Raw genomic sequence first — 20,752 nt, forward strand, 5'->3', positions numbered from 1 at the left:
ATGGTTACTTTTTTGTATTTAAAACAATGTAATTACTTCATTGATATTATTTTTAATTAAATCTTATAATATAGTTAAGTTTAATTAGAGGCTAGTAAGATCCGCGTTTGCAAACTTGCAAACCTCCTCCGGAAATGAGTACTATTACTAATCACATTTCTTCTGACTAATGCAGCCGGACCCTTTTCCGCAGTTCAAAATAAAATTAGCTTAAAATTTGAAGGAGAAAAACTTTAAAGCTTTCTAAAAAATTAATACCTTAAAACCTTCTACTTCTATTTTTTCCGAGTTTCTTCACCTTTTATTATTTCATAAAAACGACAACTGTATGTCTGTTATGAAAAATCATCCCCCAATTTTGATTTTTTGCCGGAACAATGAAAACAACGCAAATTACTTTAAAAGAGTGAACTCACACTTTAGAAAAAATCAAAAAATTAGCCAGTGAATTTGGAAAAAACACTAGTGATATAGTAGCTCGTGTATTAACTACTTGTTGCTACTCCTTTTTGAAATCATTAGATCTACTTTTTTAATTCTCAGAAGAATTCATAAAAAATAAAATAAATGAAGTTTTAGACAAGTTAAAACAAAAGTCAGTATAAAACTTGTACAAGGTAGCAAGAGATAATATTTAGTTCCTAGCGTAGTTCTTAAAGTTTTTTCTCTCCATAGATCATATGTTATTTTAAGCTTTTCTTTGTAATTTTCCTTCTAGCTCAATGGCTGCAAATTGAAAAAGAGTGTCATATTGGTGAACAGGAGTTGGATTATCTCCATTTAATTTAGCGACTAGAGAAGGGGAATCTTTGTTGGGAAGTTTTTGAGTAGATCGCCCTAAATCGGACTGTGTAGGTGTTGGATCTTCGCTGACAAAGTGATCAAATAAAGAACAATTATTTGTTGAAGGGGAAAGTAACGAGGTAGCAGTTGAAGAATTCAAATTCTTTTCAATAGGAGAGGTCGTCAGATTTTGCGAGGGTTTGTTGTTTGTCAGTGGTACAGGAGGTGTTAAAGGCGGATTTTTTACTTCCGTAGAAAGCGAAGATTGAGGAGTTGATTTCGATAAGGGAGGAAAGACTGAAGAATTTACAAGAGAGGCTTCTCCTAACATTTGCTCCAGCTCTCCTAGACGTTGAACTAATACTTCGATCGGTAGTCGAAAATGACTACGTATGACATGAAGTAAAATAGCTTCTAATGCAATTTTTCCTGAATGAGTGAAACGAATTTGTTGGGCAGATTCAATTAAATAATCGATTAAATCTAAACATTGTTCTTGGGTATAAAGATGAGCCGCTCTCTCATAAAATTGTTTTTCTTTAGGAGAAATAGTTAGGAGTGGAGAAGTTATGCCTGCTAATTGAATCAACAAAATATGACGGAAGTGATCAATTAAACCTTCAATAAAGTGATTTAAATCTTTTCCTTCAGCAAAAATACGATAAGCAATTTCAAAAGCCTTTACGAAATTGCCTTCCTTACCCGCTAAATCTAATTCAAAATAAGCTTCTCGAGGCATTAGCCCTAAAATGGACTGGACAGTTGCTGCATTAATTTTTCCTTCAGAAAAGGCCACAATTTGATCAAATAAAGATTCGGCATCTCTCAATCCACCTTCTGCTTTGTATGCAAGTAATTGCAGTGCTTCTTCTTCAACATCGATTTCAAGTTGGTCGGCAATCAATTTTAATTTAATCATGATCTGAGAAAGAGGAATACGACTTAAGTTAAACCGTTGGCAGCGAGATAAAATCGTAGGTAAGACCTTGTGAGCTTCTGTTGTTGCAAAGATGAATTTGACTTTGGGGGGAGGTTCTTCCAACGTCTTAAGAAGGGCATTAAAAGCCTCTTTAGTTAGCATATGTACTTCATCAATGATATAGACTTTATATTGACCAGAGGTTGCTGCGTAACCTACAGTTTCATTAATTTGTCTAATATCTTCAATTCCTCGATGGGAAGCACCATCAATTTCTAGCACATCTAAGGAAGAGCCAGAAGTGATTTCCCGGCAAGAAGTGCATTGATTACAAGGTTCAAAATCTTCTGTAGAATTTTGACAATTAATCGCTTTTGCAAAAATGCGTGCTAATGTTGTTTTTCCTGTCCCTCGAGATCCACAAAAAAGATAAGCTTGGGCAAGTCTTTTAAATTTGATCGCATTTTTAAGAGTTGTTACAACAGCCTCTTGTCCAAATACTTCTTTGAACGTTTGTGGTCGAAACTTTCTGGCAATAACTTGATATTCAGACATGATCTACATTAAATTTAGTTAATGTCATTGATTTTAATGTGCTGGTTGAATTTATGCAAATATAGAATAGCAGCTCATGGTAAAAAATAAATTTTAAAGTTCGATATTCCTTGTTGAATCCTTTCTGAGATCTACAACAAGTTACGATTTATTTGATAAAACTGATACACTATAAAAAAAATTGACTGGATTAAAGAATATGATAGAAATACGAGATTTAGGAATACTTTTTGGCTGTTTATGCGTTTGCCTCCTTTTTATTCTTTTTAAGTTATGGAATCTTTCAAAAATCAAACAAAAAATTTTACTAGAAAAGGAAATAATTCAAGCAGATTGGATGAAGGAGTGTGAAAGAAGGGCGATTGCAGAGGAGAAAAATACACGATTACCCATTCTCGAAGAGCAATTGAGACAGGAGCGTATTGAAACTCAAAGATGGATCAATGAAAATTCTTTCCTAAAGACTCAAATTGCTGAAAAAGACACTGCCTTAAAAAAGCAAATTGAATATGAAAAAGAAAAATTATTAATGCATCAACAAACTCAAGAACAGTTAACAGAGTCTTTCAAAGCTTTATCCGCAGATGCTTTAAAAAACAATATCCAATCTTTCCTTGATATTGCGACGGTCAAGTTTGAAAAACTGCAAGAAGGAGCAAAACATGACTTACAACTCAGACAAAAAGCTATTGATGATTTAGTCAAACCTATCCAAAGTTGTTTACAAACTGTTGATTTAAAAATGTCAGAGCTAGAAAAAGCACGTCTAGTGGCTTATGCGAGTATGAGCGAACAAGTTCATACATTAGCGAAATCTCAAATACAATTACAAGTTGAAACCTCGAATTTAGTAAAGGCTTTAAGAGCCCCACATGTACGTGGAAGATGGGGAGAAATTCAACTTAAAAGAGTTGTTGAAATGGCGGGTATGATTGAACACTGCGACTTTGTTCAGCAAGAAACTGTTTTTTCCGAAGAAAAGCGATTTCGGCCTGATTTAATTATTAAGCTTCCTAATGCGAAGCAAATTGTTGTAGATTCTAAAGCTCCACTTTATGCTTATCTTGAGTCTTTAGAAGAAAAAGAAGAGGCGCAAAGACTTACAAAGTTAAAAGACCATGCAAGGCAAGTTCGTACGCATATCACACAATTAGCCACTAAATCTTATTGGGACCAATTTCAACAAGCTCCCGAGTTTGTTGTTTTATTTCTCCCAGGCGAAACATTTTTCAGCGCAGCACTCGAGCAAGATCCAGAATTAATTGAATGGGGAGTCGAACAAAAAGTAATTTTAGCAACACCCACCACGTTAATTGCTCTTTTACGCTCTGTTGCTTATGGCTGGCGTCAAGAATTAATTGCTGAAAATGCGCAGCAAATCAGCGAACTTGGAAAGACTTTGCATGATCGTGTTCGCATCCTTGTGGAGCATTTTGATGAAATACGACGAGGGCTTGAGCGTGCTGTGGATGCTTATAATAAAACTGTAGGATCATTAGAAACTCGCGTGTTACCATCCGCTAGAAAATTTAAAGAACTAGGAGCATCCAGTGGAGAAGATATTCTTTTTTTAGAAACGATCGACTCCACAATAAGAAAATGTCATTAAACTGACTAGAGTGCTTAGTGTAATACTTAATGGGTAAATGTTTAAATTTAGAGTGCCAAAAAAAGCAAAATAAATGTCTATAAATGCAATTAAGTTTATTTAATTTTTATTATTTAAATAATGCAAACTAAATTGATTGTTTTATTTTTAAATTTGAATTTTTTTAAGATGGATTAATTAGACGTTTTAAAATTAATGGCTTCCAAAAGGTGCGTATCCTCGATTTGAGAGGAAAAGGCCAGATCTGCAATGGTTCGAGCTAAACGAATAATTCTTTCACAGGATCTGGCTGATAATCCAAAACTTTCAATTGCAGATTTTAAAAGAACTGTACTTGTTGAAGTTAATAAACAGTACTTATTTAATTCTGCGGTACTTAAAGAAGAATTTGTTCTTCCTTGACCTAAACGTTCTGATTGAGACTCTCTTGCTTTTATTACTCGTGAACGTATTGTGCAAGAAGTTTCATGCGTTGTTGTTTCTAAAAGATCTTGGTATTTGACGGGTGGAACGATAATATGCATATCAATTCTGTCTTTAAGAGGGCCTGAAATTTTGCTTTGATATTTTTCAATTTGTGCAATCGAGTCTTTGCAAGGTTTATCTGGATGTCCTAAATAACCGCATGGACAAGGATTCATGGCTGCCACGCACATAAAGCTTGTAGGAAAAGTAAATTTTCCACTTGCACGACTTATCGTTACTTTTTTATCTTCTAAAGGTTGCCTTAATACCTCGAGAACAGTGCGTGAAAATTCAGGAAGTTCATCTAGAAATAAAATTCCTTGGTGAGCTAAAGAAACTTCTCCAGGTCGTGGATAGGTCCCACCTCCTATTAAGCCAGCATAGCTGATGGTATGGTGTGGGGAACGAAAGGGGCGCTCTGTAATGACATGTTGGCCCTCTTTAAGTAAACCTGAAATAGAATGAACCCGAGTCACTTCTAAAGATTCTTCCCATGTCAAATCAGGCATAATTCCAATTAAGGCTTTTGCCATCATTGTTTTTCCACATCCTGGTGGACCGGACAGCAAAATATTATGTCCTCCTGCCGCCGCAATTTCTAAAGCTCTTTTGACGTGTGCTTGTCCTTTGATATCTTTAAAATCAACAGAAGGAATGAGACGAGACAGTTGAAAAGGATTGGAAAAAGCAAGGGGCTTATAAGAGCTTGGATCTTGAAGAAAATGAACCGCTTCTTTCAAATTTTCAATAGAATAAATAGCTATTCCTCTTACGGCAGCAGCCTCTGGGGCGTTGGCTGCTGGTAATAAAATTCCTTTTTTTCCTAATTCTCTAGCTAACATGGCAATGGCTAAGGCACCCGTGATCGGGCGTAATTGTCCACTTAATCCAAGTTCTCCTACAATTAAATAATCCCTGTGTGTATCGCGATTTTTTATAAGTCCTAATGAATTGATGAGGCCAATCGCAATAGGAAGGTCATAGATAGCCCCTTCTTTTTTTAAATTACCGGGAGCTAAATTGACAGTGCAATAAATTGATCCGATTTCAAATCCCGAATTTTTAATTGCTGTCAACACGCGATCTTTAGATTCACGAACCGCTGTATCAGGAAGCCCAACAATGACTAAATTGAGTTTTTCGGCTTTGATGACATCCACCTCAACTTCTACAGGAATGGCTTCTAAGCCATGTAAAGATAAACATTGAATACGGGATAAAGGCATATTTCCTTAAAAAATAAAATAAATCTTATCTGATCAAAGAATTATTATTAAGCTTATTTTTTTAATTAATTGTTGATAATGTTTGGCCTACATGGCTTGAAATTTTTGAATCCAATCTTGGGGAATGCCGGCTTTTTGCCGATTTTCAGAATGTAAAACAAAACCTTTCGCTCGTTTTGGATTCAATAATGTTGTTGCAAGAGTTTTTTCCCACGCATCCCACTCATTATCGTCTTTGTTTTTGAGTCGACGTAACCAATGCCAGCCAAATCCAACATGTGAGATTTCATCTTTTAAAATGGTAGCCATTAATTGAGCGGATAGGTCATCTCCAAAATGAGCAAATGATTTGCCATACATAGGAGCAAAATCCAAATTCGCCATTTCAAATGTTAAGCTCATGAGACTAATATAGTGAAGAGGAGAATGAATGTAAGGAATATGATTCCAAAAATGTTTATAAAGAGGAAGATCTCCAAATTGAATTCCCATCTGACTCATTCGTGTCATATAAAGCTGAACATGACCCTGTTCTTCTCGAAGTGTATTCATTAACCCTTTACGAAAATTTTTTGGGGCATCAGGAAAAGCAAGGAGCGTAAAAGCCATGATTTCCACAGCTAATAGTTCATGACCCGCAAAGCGATGTAAACAAATGGCTCGTTTATCAGGGTCATGATGATCATGAAATGGGGGAAGTTTTTCTTCTTTCGTCCGTTTTGTAAAAGACATGCCAGGAGGACGAACAGGTTCGCTCCAAATGAAAGGCAAGCCTGGTTCACAATCCGTTAGAACGGAAGGATGAGCCAGTTTGCCTTCTAAGGTGTCTGAGGCTAAAATTGAATGAGCCCATTCACGCAATTCCATGTTTACTCAAGAGATAAAACATAGTACGCAGGGAAAGCATAATGATTATTGGGTCTTGGGGCAACGCGAATAGATACTTCGTGACCAATGAAATCTTGTAAATTTACTTGTGTACTATAAAGAAAAGCAATCGGTAATTTACTTGCAGAATTAATTAACATATAATCACCAGGTTTATTTTTGACAGGTCGATTATAGGCATCTACAATTCCTTTTAAAATAAACGAATGTTGCTTTTGCTCTTCATAAAAAGCTTGTGGATTTTCACTTCCAGAATGTTTTACCCAATCATTAAATAAGGCTTCTTCAATTGGTAACCAAATAGCCATGTTCATAGGAAGCTGAGCTGTTTTTCGAGCGGGATTTGCTTGTGATATACTAGAGTTAGAAAGTTTTTCACTTCCTCCTTTCTGCTCAAGGCTTGCTAGTTTAGTTTTATGAGCATTTAATTCTTCTGTTAATTGTTTGTTTTTAGCTTCTAGAATATGAGAAGAATAGCCATTTTGGGCTTCTAAATAAGCTAATTTTTTTGTAATGAACGCTTCTTGTAATTTAGCTAAAAGTTCTTTAGCTTTTGCGACCGCATCTGGAAAATCAGTATAATTATTAATAATTGCTTGATAATTTGATTTAATTCTTTCTACATTAAATTGATCAAATGGCTTTGCCATTTCAAGGCGACTTAAAGATTCTGTATTGGCTAATAAGCGATAAACGTCTTCTTTTCGTTTCTCTTGGCGAGCCATTAAACCAGCATCTCCAATTTTTTCAACATATTCTTTAGCAATATAAAATTGTGCTGTTTGTGGAATAGTAATCTCAAGCCATTTATTATTAGTAGAGCTAATAACACCTTCCACTTTATCGCCTGAATTAAGCTGGGCGATAACAGGAGACTCTAGATCTGGCTGTAATCTTACGTTAACCCGGGACCCTTCCACAATATTATCCAAGATGTAGGTTCTAAACACAAATCCTTTGATATCTTTAGGGGGTTGGGCAGTATAAAAATCTTCCGTCTCTCCATTAATAACGAGTAGATCATTTTGATTGTATTCACGTAGAACGTAGCCATCGTAAGTGGGATGTAGGCGTAATCTCACCTTATTTTTAGTGATTTTACCAGTGAATGGCTCAAATGGAGCTATTTTTTTTTCAGCTTTTTCTAAAGACGGAGAAAAATTTTGGGTATGTTGAATGTTGACTTCCGCTTGATTTTCATCGGCTAATAAAGATGAGCTAAGCGGAATCAATAAAGATAAAAAGCTTAATATGGAGGGAGCTGGTTTCCTCATCATATAGATCCTCACAATAAAACATGTTAAAAATGATAACTGATAAAGAATTCTAAAGTTTTGAAAGATTTATGCAAAGCATTTAGAAAGGGATTTGTGCTATAGCCTGCTTATTAGATAAATTCATGTAGATATTTTTTATTTTTTTTGAGAGGGGATTAGAATAGTGGTGAAGGTGTAAAAATAAAGGGAATAAATTTCTATTACAAAAATCAAAAGAAATCTATTCCCTTAAGCTAGTCAATTTTAAAAAACTAACTTTTTAAAACCGCTAAAATATGTTCGCATCCTTGATTTCCACATGTGCAGCCCACTGGGCTTCCTAAATAAACATTGTATTTTTCATGTTCATTAAGTTTGCTACAAACTGAAAATAGCTGATTTCCTACTTCCGAGATCGTCCATTCTTGAAACTGTAATTCTTCTTCATGAACAACTTCGCATTCTTCACTAGGGGTGAGTGGTTCAGGATTTAATGTCTTAGCAATTTGACAATGAAAACAATTGCAGTTAGGCTCTGCTCTCGGAAATGAAATTTCTTCCGATGTTCCTATAATTTTCGCAATTGCACCGATTTTATCCAGCATTTCGGCTGGTAGGTTAGGAGCATCAAATTGTTCAGGGTTGTGCTGCATAGCGGTCGATAAACCGTCCATTGATCCAAAAGCTAATCGAACGGAAGAATCTCCCATTTGATTCATCAATCCTTTTAATGTATTTTCTGCGATTGGATTGTCGGGCTTATAAATTAATTCCTCTTTATCAAAATAGGCGGCATGGTGTTTAAAAATTTGTTCTACAAATTCATTTGATAAACCAGGAATGTTAATTACGTCTCCATCTGTCAAACTAACAACTAGTATCCCTCCCTTCATATGAAGGGTAGAAATACGAGACCAACAGGTGGATAGGTAAGGGGCAATGCTTAGAATTTTATCAGTGATTTTAATTTGCATGATGAGCAACCTCCTCTAATCCAGATTAATATCATGTAATAAAAAGTTTTTTTTAGTTTAAAATTTAAATCATTAAATTTTTATCACATATATGGGGTTTTTAATCCCTTTGATATTTTTACTTATCATACACAAAATCAGAATATTTGACAATAAGTTAGCAGTTGAAGTGTTTGAGTGCTTAAAATTTAACTGAGGTTAATAAATATTAAATTTTTTTCTTGTCTCAGATCAAAGAGCTGAATATGATGCACTTTTAATTTTTAGGAGTAAAAAAAATGAAATATAAGACTTTTGTAATTGATACAAACGTATTTTTAATTGATCCTACTGCTTTAATGAAATTTCCTCGGCATGATGTTGTCATCCCAGTTGCGGTTCTTGAAGAGTTGGACAAATTTAAGCGAATGCCAAACGAATTAGGAAAGAATGCTCGGGAAACGATTCGTTTCTTAGACTCGCTAAAAAATGTTGGGACCGGCAATTTGCAATCAGGTGTTAAGCTTGATAACGGAGCCACCGTTAAAATTCAGTTAGAAGTTAAAACAGACTACAAATATAACTTTGAACTGACTATTAATGACAATCGTATTTTGATGGCAGCTTATCTTTTATTAGAGCGAGGAGAAAAAGTTGTTTTTGTTTCTAAAGATTTTGCAGCACGGGTAAAGGCCGAAGCTTTAGGGATTGAAGCGGAAGATTATGAAAATTTCAAATATTCTTATGAAGCTGTTTATCGTGGTATTCATCGTATTGATAATATGCCAAAACATGAAATTGATACGTTTTATAAAGATGGTAAACTAACTGTTCCAAACCTAAAAGCGCATTTCAATGAATATTTTGTGATGACATCTGCTGAAAATACTTCAGCAATAGGGAAGTATGACCCTTCTCATCTAAGATTAGAAGCTCTTTTAAAGACAAATCAATTGTGGGGTATTAAACCTCGTAACGTTGAACAACGTTGTGCAATCGATTTATTACTAAGAGATGATATTAAATTAGTCACTCTCATGGGTCCAGCTGGAACGGGGAAAACTATTTTAGCTTTGGCGTGTGGACTTCGAAAAGTTTTTGATGAAGGTGTTTATTCACGTATACTTGTAACGCGTCCAATAGTTCCTTTAGGCCGAGATATTGGTTACCTTCCGGGCACAAAAGAAGAAAAACTTTTCCACTGGATGCAACCGATCTATGATAACTTAGAATATTTATGTGCGTCTACAGGAGGAGAGTCTAGTGAAACTCTTAAATGGGTTTTAGATAGTAAAAAAATTGAAATGGAAGCTGTCACATACATTCGAGGTAGAACACTACCAAAAATGTATATGATTATTGATGAAGCTCAAAACCTTACTCCGCATGAAATCAAGACAATTATTTCTCGGGCTGGAGAAGGAACTAAAGTTGTTTTAGCTGGAGATCCAACTCAAATTGACAATCCTTATTTAGATAAAGATTCTAATGGCTTGACCTTTACAGTCGGTAAGTTCTTAGATCAAAAAATTTACGGTCATATTTTCTTAGATATAACCGAACGTTCTGAATTGGCTGCCATTGCTGCGGATGTGATGTAATAAGAGAGCTTTTTTAATAAATTCTCTTTTTACTGGGAAACATACCCCCGATTTTAGAAAATATTCTAGGAAAAATTGGAAGCTTTTTGTAAATCAGGAAAATAAATAGTAAGTATGATTTTAAAAAAGTAGGCAATTTTGTTAAAGCTGCCTTATAAAATATCAGTTTTGAGTAGGAACAGCGAATGAGTAAAACAAACCAGGTAAGAATTCAAGCTGAGGAATGGTATGCAGTTTTTCTCTCGTTTATTTATTATTTTTGTGTTTTGGCGGCATATTACGTCATCCGCCCTATCAGAGATCAAATGGCTGTAGAGGTAGGATCGACTGAGTTACCCGTTTTCTTTACTGCTACTTTTCTAGCGACACTTGTGTTAACTCCACTATTTGGTTGGCTTGTTTCGTGTTGGCCACGCCGCGTGATCATGCCTTTGATTTACCTATTTTTTATTGCCCTTCAGATGGTATTCATCTTGTTGTTTCTGAACAAAAATCTACTTTCCCCTAAAGTTTTAGGAATTTTTTTTTACGTTTGGGTTAGTATATTTAATTTATTCGTGGTGTCAGTATTTTGGAGTTTTATGACTGATATCTGGAGTGACCCACAGGCACGTCGCCTGTTTCCTATTATCGGTTTAGGCGGGACTTTAGGCGCTGTAATGGGACCTATAATCACGCGAAGTTTGGTAGAATTCATAGGATTAGCTCTGCTATTAGCAGTATCAGCCGCATTTCTTGCTATTGCTGTTATATGTATAATGCTTTTAGGTAAATGGGCACATGATCATGGTGCTCATCGAAATGAATTGGGTAGCGAATCAGCAATAGGTGGAGGAATGCTAGATGGATTAAAACAAATTTTTTCAAATCCATTTATAGCTTCTATGTCATTGATGATGCTTTTAAATGATGCGATTGGTACCATTGCTTATGTTTTAATTACAGATTATTCTGGTACTACATTTCCGAATGATGTGATTGCACAAACGCGTTTTGCAGCCAATATGGATTTATTTGCAAATATTATTCAGATTTTTGTTCAGTTGATTTTAACGCGTTGGCTATTAGTTCGATATGGAGCGAGTGTTGTATTTATCGTTTGGACAATGACTATCGTATTTTTCTGCCTGACAATGACGTTAGTAAACGACCCTTATGTGCCAGTATTAGGAACGTTACCTTGGTTAGCCATGGTGAGTATTGTTGATCGATCTCTTTCTTTTGGAATGATTCAGCCAGCGAGGGAAAGCCTTTACACACTTGTTTCTCGTAATTTGCGTTATAAAGGGAAAAATGTCGTTGATACAATGGTATGGAGGGCCGGTGATGTTGTCTCAATGACATCAGTGAATGGATTTCGGGCTTTAGGCATTAATGTAGCTGGATTTGGCATCATTTGGGCTTTGCTTGCTGCCTCGTCTGGATTGATAGGCTGGCGTTTAGCTAACCGAATCGAAAAAAGCGCTTTTATAAAAAAATAAATTAACGCTTACTCTACTCACAATAAATTGAAGGCAATAAAAATTCAAGTATAGCTTGTAGGATGGCTGTCTAAAATCTCCCATTACGTTCTTGTTAACTTAAGTTAACAGAATACATACCGATTTAATTTAAGAAAGAGCGATGCATCCAAATTTATTACTGACTGAGCAACTTGTTTATAAACCTATGGGATGGAAGATTGAGAATCTACAGCTTGAACAAGAAAGTGTAGATTATGGAGCAGCAAATTTTGAAATTAATCAGCGCCGCATTAAATTTCGTGTAGGAAAAATCACACCCACAAAAACAGGACAGTTTGTCACTTTTTGGAAGCGTAGCAGTAAAGGGTTAATTTTACCTTATGCTTTTGACGATCCTTTTGATCTATTTGTCGTCAATGTGTGTACAGCAAATCGATTTGGACAATTTGTTTTTCCTAAATCTATTCTCTATGAAAAGGCAATTATATCCAAAAACGAAGGAGAAGGGAAACGAGCTATACGAGTTTATCCATCGTGGGATCAGGCTAATAATTTGCAGGCAAAGAAAACGCAAGCTTGGCAGCTTCTACACTTTTTTGAAATTAATGAAAATCTAAAAATTAATTTTGCCTATATTCAAGGTTTATTTGGGCTGGGGTAGAGTGCTTTGATTAGCATCCTGTTGGAAAAGTTTAGGGGACTTTAAAAGGAAGTTTTCACTTCCAAGCGGTATTTTTAACGATAAAAAAGCCTTTCAAAGCACTATTTTTGGATCATTGCTCCTTGATAAACCAAATAGGCTTATCAGCGTCGCACTAACAAGAATTTAGCAACTTGAAGGGCCTTTTATATTCTATTTGAAGGTGGAGAGAATTGAACTCTATGTCAACCAACTAAACAGAAGCAACTAAAGTAAACAAGAATGAGATTATCAATAACTTATGATCAAAACAAATAGTCTGGTTTAAGCTTCTTTGGGTCTATTTTTTGCAGTCTAGTGCGTAAAATTTGCGTAAATTCAAGAGCTTTCACTCTCAAAATCCTATTGAAACAATCATCATTTTTATGCACAATAGTCTCTTTTGGAGAAAGGGAATGGGAACAATCCAGGATAAACCAAAACCAAGAGTCGGTGTAGGAATTGTTGTAGTAAAAGGTGGAAAAGTACTTTTAGGTAAGAGAAAAGGTGCTCACGGCTCTGGAGAGTGGTCTTTTGCTGGTGGTCATCTTGAATTTGGAGAAGACGTCAAAGAATGTGCTTTGAGAGAGTTATCTGAAGAAACGGGATTGAAAGCCCTTTCTGTGCAGATGGGTCCTTGGGTCAATGACATTATTGAAGAAAGTAAGCATTATGTCACCCTTTTTGTGTTTGTCAACGAGTTTGAGGGGTCACCTCAGCTTTTAGAGCCAGATAAATGCGAAGGATGGGAGTGGTTTGATTGGCATTCACTTCCTTCTCCTCTTTTTACTCCTATCCTTTCTTTAATTAAAAAAATAAGCATTGAAAAATTGAGCATTACACCTTCTTCCAATGAAGTAATAAGGATGTTATGAAATCGAAAATAGCAATTTATCTTGCGGGAAGCACAAAAAAGGGCACGAAAAATCAGATGAGACTTATTTGGACTGATAAAGTTATGTCTTTCCTAAAAGAGAGTTTTTAGCTCTTATGAAAATTTCATTCATTAGAGCTGACCCAACTCCTTTGCCAATCCATTCATGGTGACAGTAAAAGCAATCAATATGGCTGTCGGGTTCGAATTCTGCAAAGCCAGCAACTTTGCCTTCTATAACTGCAACAATAAGATTAGTTCTTAAAAGCTTCTTTTTCCAGCCTTCTCCTTCTAGGTTTAATTCAGGAGCCCACACATCGACTTGTTCTTGTGTGTAATGTTTAATATTAATGCAATGGATTTTGTGAAAATAGATATTCGCGAGAGCTTGCGCATCTTCCACGGTAGTTTCTTATTGATATCTCTGATGCCCTAGTACCTTATTTCTTAACGTTGTTAAATTCTTTTTCAAAATTTCCAATTACTTTTAGGATTAGACCCCATTCTGGAGTTTCTCTAAAAAACATGGACTTCATCAGCGCATAATCTTTCTCAAGTTCTTTTAAGATTTGAGTAGGGGGAAAGAGCTTTAAGGTTTCCTTCCTAGCTGTTCCGTAATTTGCCCAACTTGATGCAAAGTAAATACTTTTGTGGATGGCAACTCTTTCAAGCAGAGGGGTCTCAATAAGAGCCTTCTCCTTGATTTCCGAATTTAGTAAACGGAAAAAATCATAATAATGTCTCGAGATTCGTGATGGAAGCTTCTTATCTTTTGGTAAATGAGCATATTGATGAAGAATTGTTGCTTTTTCCCAAAAAGTTCGTTCAGCATTCAGCACGCGAACCAATATTTCAGATTCATGAATTTTTTCTTTTAGCGCCTCCTTAACATAGCTCTGTATTTTATGTTCGCTGACAGGCCAGTGTTCTGATCTTGCACCGATTTCGATTTTCACAAGTGGACGAATATATCCAGCTTTTGAGGTTTCACTTGGGTATTCAAATAATAATGTTTGGGCATCGGGGTCTTCTTGGTCAAGGAAGATACGCCACCCGTCAATTGTTCCGAGTTTTGCAGCAAAGCAATCTTTAAGATCGGCGAGCATCTGAGTTTGAACATAATTGGAGCAAGCTTTTGAAAGATTATCGATAATAGCGTTTTGTTTTTTCTTGGACGGTGCATTTTCAGGGTCCTGAGATGCACCAAAACCAAAAAATTCTCTTTCGATTGAAAGATCGATATCTTCTGAAAAACGGTCTATCAATCCATATACTTTGGAAAGGGATGTGCCTCCTTTAAAGGTGAGGTGAGGCTTCAGCTTTTGAAGCGAAAATAGTCTTTCCAAAACCCATACGACCCAGTAGTCTTTCTCAATAATCTCAAAGGGAAGGTTCTTGATATCAGTTGTAGCTCTAAAGAAAAGTTCCCGTTCATCTTTAGATAAAAGATGGATTTCATTCATGGCTTGAGCTCCATAATTTCAAAAACAAGGGTTCTAATCCAGGCAGGAGCGAATTTCATATTTTGCTTAATTTCCTTTTCGTTGGAATCTTTGAGAAATTTTGAAACTTGCGCACGCACTATCTGGTCAATGTGATCTTTCCCTAAATTTTTTAGGGCTTGAATCAGAAGACCTTCTCTAGTTCCAGCAGAAGACATTATTTTTTTTGTGGTCTTTTTAAAAATGATTTCTTGATTACCAATTTTAACTTTCCTTGAAGGGCCTTCAGTTAAAAAGATGATTCGACCAGGAACTTGTGTTGAAAGACCGACTAGATTTGCAGCATGAGCACCAGCAGGTTGAATTTGAACTCCGTTTTTTTCCGCAATTGCTTTAGCAACCTCGTTCAAATCTGGGGGGATTACACCTAATACATCATGCTCCTTAGGGTAATCATAAATGCCTTGAGCGAGTCGGCGAATAAAATTTTGTTTTTGAAGCTGCGAGAGAGCTTTTCTAATAGAGGTATCGCTACCGAGATCTAAAAATTGCATCGGCGTAAAACACCATCCGCGACCGTGATCGATAATTCTATTCTTGATCATCACTTCAATACTTGAGCCCATTATAATCTCTCCATTTTTCACAAAAATAGCATCTTTTTGTGAAAACGTGCAATTTGAATGTGTTAGATTTCACAAAAATAGCATCTTTTTGTGAAAATTGCTGTCTAACTGAATTAAAAAAAGCGTAATTTTGAAACGAGAAATATGTTACTATCGAAAGCCATATAATGAGGATGAATTAAGATGGCTACAGTATGTAGAGCTAAAATTTAGAGAAGCTAAAGAAGTCAGTATTCAAATTCAGCGATTGAATCCAAAAAGAGTGCAGCGAGAAGTTCATCGAGAAATGGAAAAAATAGAGGAAACGCCAAAGCCTTCAAATTTAGCGCAAGACTATATGCGAGAAGAGATTGAGAAGAAAAAAAAGAGAAAAAAAAAGCATAAGCGCCGAAAAGCAGGCTCATAAAGATGAGCAATTTTCCCTCAAACAAGAAAAACGGAAAGAAAAACATCGTGGTCACTGCACTAAAAGGCAAACGCCTCTCGAAGATGGTCCACCCAGATTTGCTATTAACTGAAAAGCTTATCTATAAGCCATCTGGACTTGTCTTTCAGAATTCGAAAACAGAGGATGAAAGTGCAGACTATGGAGCTTCTGAATTCACCATAAACAATCAGTCTATAAAATTTCGCATGGGAAAGATCACTTCGACATAAGTTGGACAATTTGTCACTTTTTGAAAACGCATAGATAGGGGTCCAATTTTGCCTTATGACTTTAACGATTCTTTTGACTTCCTTGTAGTCAGCGTACGTGCTGAAAATCATCTTGGCCAATTTGTTTTTCCAAAAACTGTGCTCTGCGAAAAAGGGGTTGTATCTTGCAATGGAAAGAAAGGTAAGAGAGCTATACAAGTCTATCCTCCTTGGGATAAAACTGATAATTCTCGAGCTAAGAAAACGCAGATTTGGCAACTACAATATTTTATTAAATTTTCTGAACATAATTTTGATTTCTCACGCATGAGATATTTATTTGATATTGCTTAGCGCTTAGCAAATCATTTTCTTTGTCATAATTTTAGTGTTTTCTTTACCAAAATGTCCCATTTCTTCCACCTTTGTGACAATGAGTTCGGAATATGACATTATTTCCTCAGTAAGTCACAGATGTCACAAGTGTCACGGAAATGTAGCGGGAAAAGTAAGAAAAACAAAATAGTTTTACGTTGGTTTCATTCAGTCTAGTGCGTAATTGAGCTTTACGCATTTAGAGTTTTCGACAAGATTTCTGTGATATAATTCATTAAAAATAAAAGGCTTCACTTGTAAAAGTAAAGCCTTTTATTTAATTGGAGGTGGAGAGAATTGAACTCTCGTCCTTGGCAAATTACGAATTGACCACTACATGCTTATCGTTCTGTAAAATCCCTAACTCCTATGCAGAACGCAACAATCGAAGTTAGTTTGCTTCATTTAATCTTGAAAACTTTTCCCTAGAAGCGGCGAGAAAAAGAATTCATACCAAGAAAATGACGATAGATTCTAAAACCCTCGGTCCAGTTTCAGACTATCGGGCTACCAAGACTGTTAGGTCTTACGCAGCTCTAGCAAAAGTCCCTTCCTGGAAGTCAACTTTTGCAATTTTATTGCTATTGTTAGCATTTATTGTTTTACCGGTTTTTTTAGGAGGCCAACCGATATCCTCCGCATGCAATCAATTTTTCACTTCCTAGTCGAAACCGTAACACCCCCGTAGTTGATATAGTTATTATAACAAAATTGAAATGTTTTGAGAAGCATTTATTTTAGTCGGCATAAGCTTCAAAAAAAATTCTTACATTTTTTATATAGAGCTTTTTACCTTGGATAAATTCATTTATTTGGTAGGATACCCTCAAGTATATCCCCTTGATTTTCCATTTACAAGGATAACTTTATAATTTCATCCTATTCAGGTTGAGAATCTACAACCATTTATAGGGCTATTTTTGAAGCTTTATTTTTTTTTATTTGATTAAATTAATATTCCTAAATTTTACCCAAAAGTTTAATGACTTAAAGCATTTAAACGATTAAAGTTTTAGCGATAGAAACAAAGAGCGGAGAAATTAAGCAAATTCTCATCTTGAATCTGTGTTTATTTCCCAATTTAGTTTAGGCGAAAAGTAAAAAAGTTCTTTTATCGTTAGATGCTTTAAACGGATTCGGTTTTTTATCCCCTAAAATACTAAAAAATATTAAGATGTTTAAAGATATTTTTATCGGAAGCACGAAATTTGCTAATTCGACAAATATTATGAACCCAGAAATTGCTGATAAAAAGAAATTATAAGAGTTATTTATGTTCGAAGAAGTTTTGCAAGAGTCATTTGACGAAAGGGAAAAAAAAGTCTTGAAATTTTGGCAAGAGGGCCAGCTATTTGAAAGATCTGTCGAAAATAGAAAGGGTCAGCCTTTGTTTACTTTTTATGATGGGCCTCCTTTTGCCACGGGACTTCCTCATTATGGACATATTTTAGCAGGGACAATCAAAGATGTCGTCTTGCGTTATAAAACGATGAAAGGCTTTTGCGCTCCCAGGCGTTTTGGGTGGGATTGTCATGGACTTCCAGTTGAGAATGAAATTGAGAAAACGTTTGGACTTTCAGGAGCCAAGTCGATTGAAGAATTTGGGATTGCTAAATTCAATGAAGAATGTCGAAACATCGTCTTACGTTATACAGAGGAATGGAAATTCACTGTTAATCGCATGGGACGTTGGGTTGATTTTAATCAAACTTATCGAACAATGGATCTTCCTTTCATGGAATCTGTATGGTGGGTATTTAAACAACTATACGCTAAAGGCCTTGTTTACGAAGGGTTAAAAGTGATGCCTTTCTCAGCAAAGCTGGGCACACCTCTGTCCAATTTTGAAGCTTCGGAAAACTATAAAGAGGTTGATGATCCTTCTTTAACTGTGGCATTTCAATCAAGGGATAATTCTAATACCTATTTTCTTGCTTGGACAACGACTCCTTGGACATTAGTTTCTAATTTAGCTTTAATGGTGAGTCCCATGATCGAATACGCAGAAGTGCAAGATCATGTTTCTAAGCGAAACTACATTTTAGCAACAGAGCGACTCAAGGGATATTATAAAGATTCTGGAGAATACACAATCGTTCGTAAATTTCCTGGTAGTGAACTTGAAGGACAACACTATATACCTTTATTTGACTATTTTAATGATAGGGCTCATTCGGGAGCTTTTAAGATTATTTTGGAAGATTCTATTTCTGTTGAAGAAGGCACAGGAATTGTTCAAACCGCTCCAGCCTTTGGAGAAATAGACTTTTATGCTTGTCAAAAAGCCGGAATTGATCCTGTTTGCCCTGTCGATAACAACGGACAGTTTACAGATGAAATACCAGAATATAAGGGAATATTTGTTAAAGAGGCAGATAAAGACATTATCAAGCGTTTAAAGCAACAAGCAAAAGTGATTCATCAAGGAACTTGCCATCACCGCTATCCTTTTTGTCCTCGTTCAGATACACCATTAATTTATAAAACTGTTCGAACTTGGTTTGTGGCCGTTGAAAAAATTAAGGATCGTTTGCTTGCAGCTAATAGCCAAATTCATTGGACACCAGAACATATTCAGTATGGCCGTTTTGGTAAATGGTTAGAAGGAGCACGTGATTGGGCAATTAGCCGCAATCGTTATTGGGGAACACCTATTCCTCTTTGGCGTGCTCAAGATGGTGAAATCCATGTTGTGGGAAGCATTGAAGAACTCAAACAATTGACAGGAAACCCATTGACCGATTTACATCGCCATTTTATCGATGAGATGTCTTTTGAAAAAAATGGAAAGACTTTTAAGCGAATCCCAGAAGTTTTTGATTGTTGGTTTGAATCAGGTTCCATGCCTTATGCTCAGAATCACTATCCTTTTGAAAATCGAGAGTTATTTGAGCAAAATTTTCCTGCCGATTTTATTGCGGAAGGTTTAGATCAAACGCGTGGATGGTTTTATACTTTAACAGTTTTGTCAGCCGCATTATTTGATCAACCTGCAATGAAAAATGTCATTGTGAATGGACTAATTTTAGCAGAAAATGGAGCTAAGATGTCTAAGCGGCTAAAAAATTATCCGGATCCGGCAGAAGTAATTCAGCAATATGGAGCTGATGCTATTCGACTTTACATGTTACATAGCCCTGCTGTTAAAGCGGATGATCTTTCATTTTCAAAAAGCGGAGTTGAATTAGTACTTCGCCAAATTCTCTTACCACTTTGGAATGCTTATACATTCTTTCTAACTTATGCAAGAATTTACAATTGGAAGCCAGGTAAGTTAGTTCAAAAGCCTGAACTGGCAATTGATCAATGGATTATTTCGCTCCTTAACAAACTTGTGCATGAAGTTGAACAGGGGATGGATGATTATGATTTATCCCGCTCGGTTGAACCCTTTGTAAATTTTGTCGATCAGTTAACAAATTGGTATATCCGACGCTCTCGCCGCCGTTTTTGGGACGATAAAGAAAGTCCGAACCGTACTCAAGCTTTTGAAACGTTATACTATGTTTTGATTGAGTTGACCAAAATTTCAGCTCCTTACGTTCCATTTATCAGTGAAGCTATTTATCAAAATTTACGTTCTTGTGACATGCCAGAATCTGTTCATTTATGTGATTTTCCCCATTATCAGCAATTGAGTCGACATGAAAAATTGGAAGCTGAAATGGAGGCTGTTCAAGTCACAGTTAGCTTAGGTCATGCGCTTCGTAAAGAGCATAAATTAAAAGTTCGTCAGCCGTTAGCGACAGCACAATTAGCATCTGCTGATCCGAAAGTTTTAGATTTTTTAAAAGAGCAACAACATCTTATCAGCGAAGAACTCAATGTAAAAGAGATTACTTTCAGTTCCAATGAAAAAGATTTTGTCAGTTTGAAAGCTAAACCAAACTTTCGAGTACTTGGCAAAAAAGTTGGAAAATTAATGAAACTTGCACAATTAACGATTGAACAATTTGGGCAAAAAGAGCTCACCGAACTTCTTAATCATCGATCTGTTGAAATTATCCTTGAAGGGCACCCAGTCTTATTGACATCAGAAGATGTCCAAGTGGAAAGAATTGTGCGAGAAGGAATTATTGCGGCAAATCAAGGGACTATTACGATAGCGTTGAATACAAATTTGAATAAAGAGCTCCTTTTAGAAGGATTAGCGCGAGAAATTGTGAATAAGGTCAATACGATGCGTCGAGAAGCTAATTTTGCTGTCACGGATCGCATTCAACTTTATATGCAAACAACCACACGAGTAATAGAATGCTTTGATCAGTATAAAAATTATATCTGTCAAGAAGTGTTAGCGACTGATGTTCAATTTGGCCCCTATGAAGGGACTGATTGGGATCTTAATGGAGAACCTACAAAAATAATAATTAAAAAATCTGAATATTAATTTAACAAATTG

16 protein-coding genes and 1 other RNA gene are annotated in these 20,752 nt (G+C 35.8%); 8 read left to right on the plus strand and 9 right to left on the minus strand.

Annotated features, from left to right (window positions below; all coding sequences use genetic code 11):
- Positions 1–688: 688 nt before the first annotated feature.
- Positions 689–2,257: a DNA polymerase III subunit gamma/tau gene (dnaX, locus tag PC_RS02330; RefSeq protein WP_011175028.1), complete on the minus strand. Its 1,569-nt coding sequence runs from the start codon at positions 2,255–2,257 to the stop codon at positions 689–691.
- Positions 2,258–2,456: 199 nt separating this feature from the next.
- Between dnaX and PC_RS02335 the strand changes: the two genes are divergently transcribed.
- Complete coding sequence (locus PC_RS02335) at positions 2,457–3,866, plus strand: DNA recombination protein RmuC (RefSeq protein ID WP_011175029.1); 1,410 nt, start codon at positions 2,457–2,459, stop codon at positions 3,864–3,866.
- A 173-nt stretch (positions 3,867–4,039) separates the two neighbouring features.
- Here PC_RS02335 and PC_RS02340 read toward each other — a convergent pair whose 3' ends face one another.
- The 4 genes from PC_RS02340 to PC_RS02355 all read right to left on the minus strand — a co-directional run bounded on the left by PC_RS02340 (position 4,040) and on the right by PC_RS02355 (position 8,675).
- Positions 4,040–5,557, minus strand: coding sequence for a YifB family Mg chelatase-like AAA ATPase (locus PC_RS02340; protein ID WP_011175030.1), 1,518 nt, complete (start codon positions 5,555–5,557; stop codon positions 4,040–4,042).
- Between the two features lie 87 nt (positions 5,558–5,644).
- Complete coding sequence (locus PC_RS02345; RefSeq protein ID WP_044044763.1) at positions 5,645–6,424, minus strand: DUF455 family protein; 780 nt, start codon at positions 6,422–6,424, stop codon at positions 5,645–5,647.
- A gap of 2 nt (positions 6,425–6,426) precedes the next feature.
- Entirely contained in the window at positions 6,427–7,722 is a 1,296-nt protein-coding gene (locus PC_RS02350; RefSeq protein WP_011175032.1) for an SH3 domain-containing protein, read from the minus strand.
- 251 nt (positions 7,723–7,973) lie between these two features.
- Positions 7,974–8,675: a hypothetical protein gene (locus PC_RS02355; RefSeq protein WP_011175033.1), complete on the minus strand. Its 702-nt coding sequence runs from the start codon at positions 8,673–8,675 to the stop codon at positions 7,974–7,976.
- Between the two features lie 278 nt (positions 8,676–8,953).
- Between PC_RS02355 and PC_RS02360 the strand changes: the two genes are divergently transcribed.
- The 4 genes from PC_RS02360 (at position 8,954) to PC_RS02375 (ending at position 13,272) form a co-directional block, all read left to right on the plus strand.
- On the plus strand, positions 8,954–10,255 hold the full coding sequence (locus PC_RS02360; protein ID WP_011175034.1) for a PhoH family protein: 1,302 nt from the start codon (positions 8,954–8,956) through the stop codon (positions 10,253–10,255).
- 185 nt (positions 10,256–10,440) lie between these two features.
- On the plus strand, positions 10,441–11,736 hold the full coding sequence (locus PC_RS02365) for an NTP/NDP exchange transporter (protein ID WP_011175035.1): 1,296 nt from the start codon (positions 10,441–10,443) through the stop codon (positions 11,734–11,736).
- Positions 11,737–11,878: 142 nt separating this feature from the next.
- Positions 11,879–12,379 carry a MepB family protein gene (locus tag PC_RS02370; protein ID WP_011175036.1) on the plus strand — a complete coding sequence of 167 codons (501 nt, stop codon included), beginning with the start codon at positions 11,879–11,881 and terminating at the stop codon, positions 12,377–12,379.
- Between the two features lie 434 nt (positions 12,380–12,813).
- Positions 12,814–13,272 (plus strand): nucleotide triphosphate diphosphatase NUDT15, encoded by a 459-nt coding sequence (locus PC_RS02375; RefSeq protein ID WP_011175037.1) that lies wholly within the window; start codon positions 12,814–12,816, stop codon positions 13,270–13,272.
- An 81-nt stretch (positions 13,273–13,353) separates the two neighbouring features.
- Here PC_RS02375 and PC_RS02380 read toward each other — a convergent pair whose 3' ends face one another.
- The 3 genes from PC_RS02380 to PC_RS02390 are packed head-to-tail and all read right to left on the minus strand — an operon-like array spanning position 13,354 to position 15,360.
- Complete coding sequence (locus tag PC_RS02380) at positions 13,354–13,674, minus strand: GNAT family N-acetyltransferase (protein WP_011175038.1); 321 nt, start codon at positions 13,672–13,674, stop codon at positions 13,354–13,356.
- 37 nt (positions 13,675–13,711) lie between these two features.
- A complete protein-coding gene (locus tag PC_RS02385; protein ID WP_011175039.1) occupies positions 13,712–14,734 on the minus strand; it encodes a nucleotidyl transferase AbiEii/AbiGii toxin family protein in 1,023 nt (340 codons plus the stop codon).
- Positions 14,731–15,360 (minus strand): DUF6088 family protein, encoded by a 630-nt coding sequence (locus tag PC_RS02390; RefSeq protein WP_011175040.1) that lies wholly within the window; start codon positions 15,358–15,360, stop codon positions 14,731–14,733. The genes PC_RS02385 and PC_RS02390 overlap by 4 nt, the downstream gene beginning before the upstream one ends.
- A 109-nt stretch (positions 15,361–15,469) precedes the next feature.
- On the opposite strand from PC_RS02390, the gene PC_RS02395 reads away from it, so the two are divergent.
- Both PC_RS02395 and PC_RS09830 read left to right on the plus strand, forming a co-directional pair.
- Positions 15,470–15,745 carry a DUF2992 family protein gene (locus PC_RS02395; RefSeq protein WP_011175041.1) on the plus strand — a complete coding sequence of 92 codons (276 nt, stop codon included), beginning with the start codon at positions 15,470–15,472 and terminating at the stop codon, positions 15,743–15,745.
- A gap of 281 nt (positions 15,746–16,026) precedes the next feature.
- Positions 16,027–16,329, plus strand: coding sequence for a MepB family protein (locus PC_RS09830; protein ID WP_079890391.1), 303 nt, complete (start codon positions 16,027–16,029; stop codon positions 16,327–16,329).
- Positions 16,330–16,629: 300 nt separating this feature from the next.
- Here the strand turns inward: PC_RS09830 and ssrA are convergent.
- Positions 16,630–17,034, minus strand: a transfer-messenger RNA (tmRNA) gene (ssrA, locus tag PC_RS10250).
- Between the two features lie 589 nt (positions 17,035–17,623).
- On the opposite strand from ssrA, the gene ileS reads away from it, so the two are divergent.
- Complete coding sequence (gene ileS, locus PC_RS02405) at positions 17,624–20,740, plus strand: isoleucine--tRNA ligase (protein ID WP_011175044.1); 3,117 nt, start codon at positions 17,624–17,626, stop codon at positions 20,738–20,740.
- The last annotated feature ends 12 nt before the right edge of the window (positions 20,741–20,752 follow it).

The organism is Candidatus Protochlamydia amoebophila UWE25, assembly GCF_000011565.2.
In the GTDB taxonomy this organism is placed as follows: Bacteria; Chlamydiota; Chlamydiia; order Chlamydiales; family Parachlamydiaceae; genus Protochlamydia; species Protochlamydia amoebophila.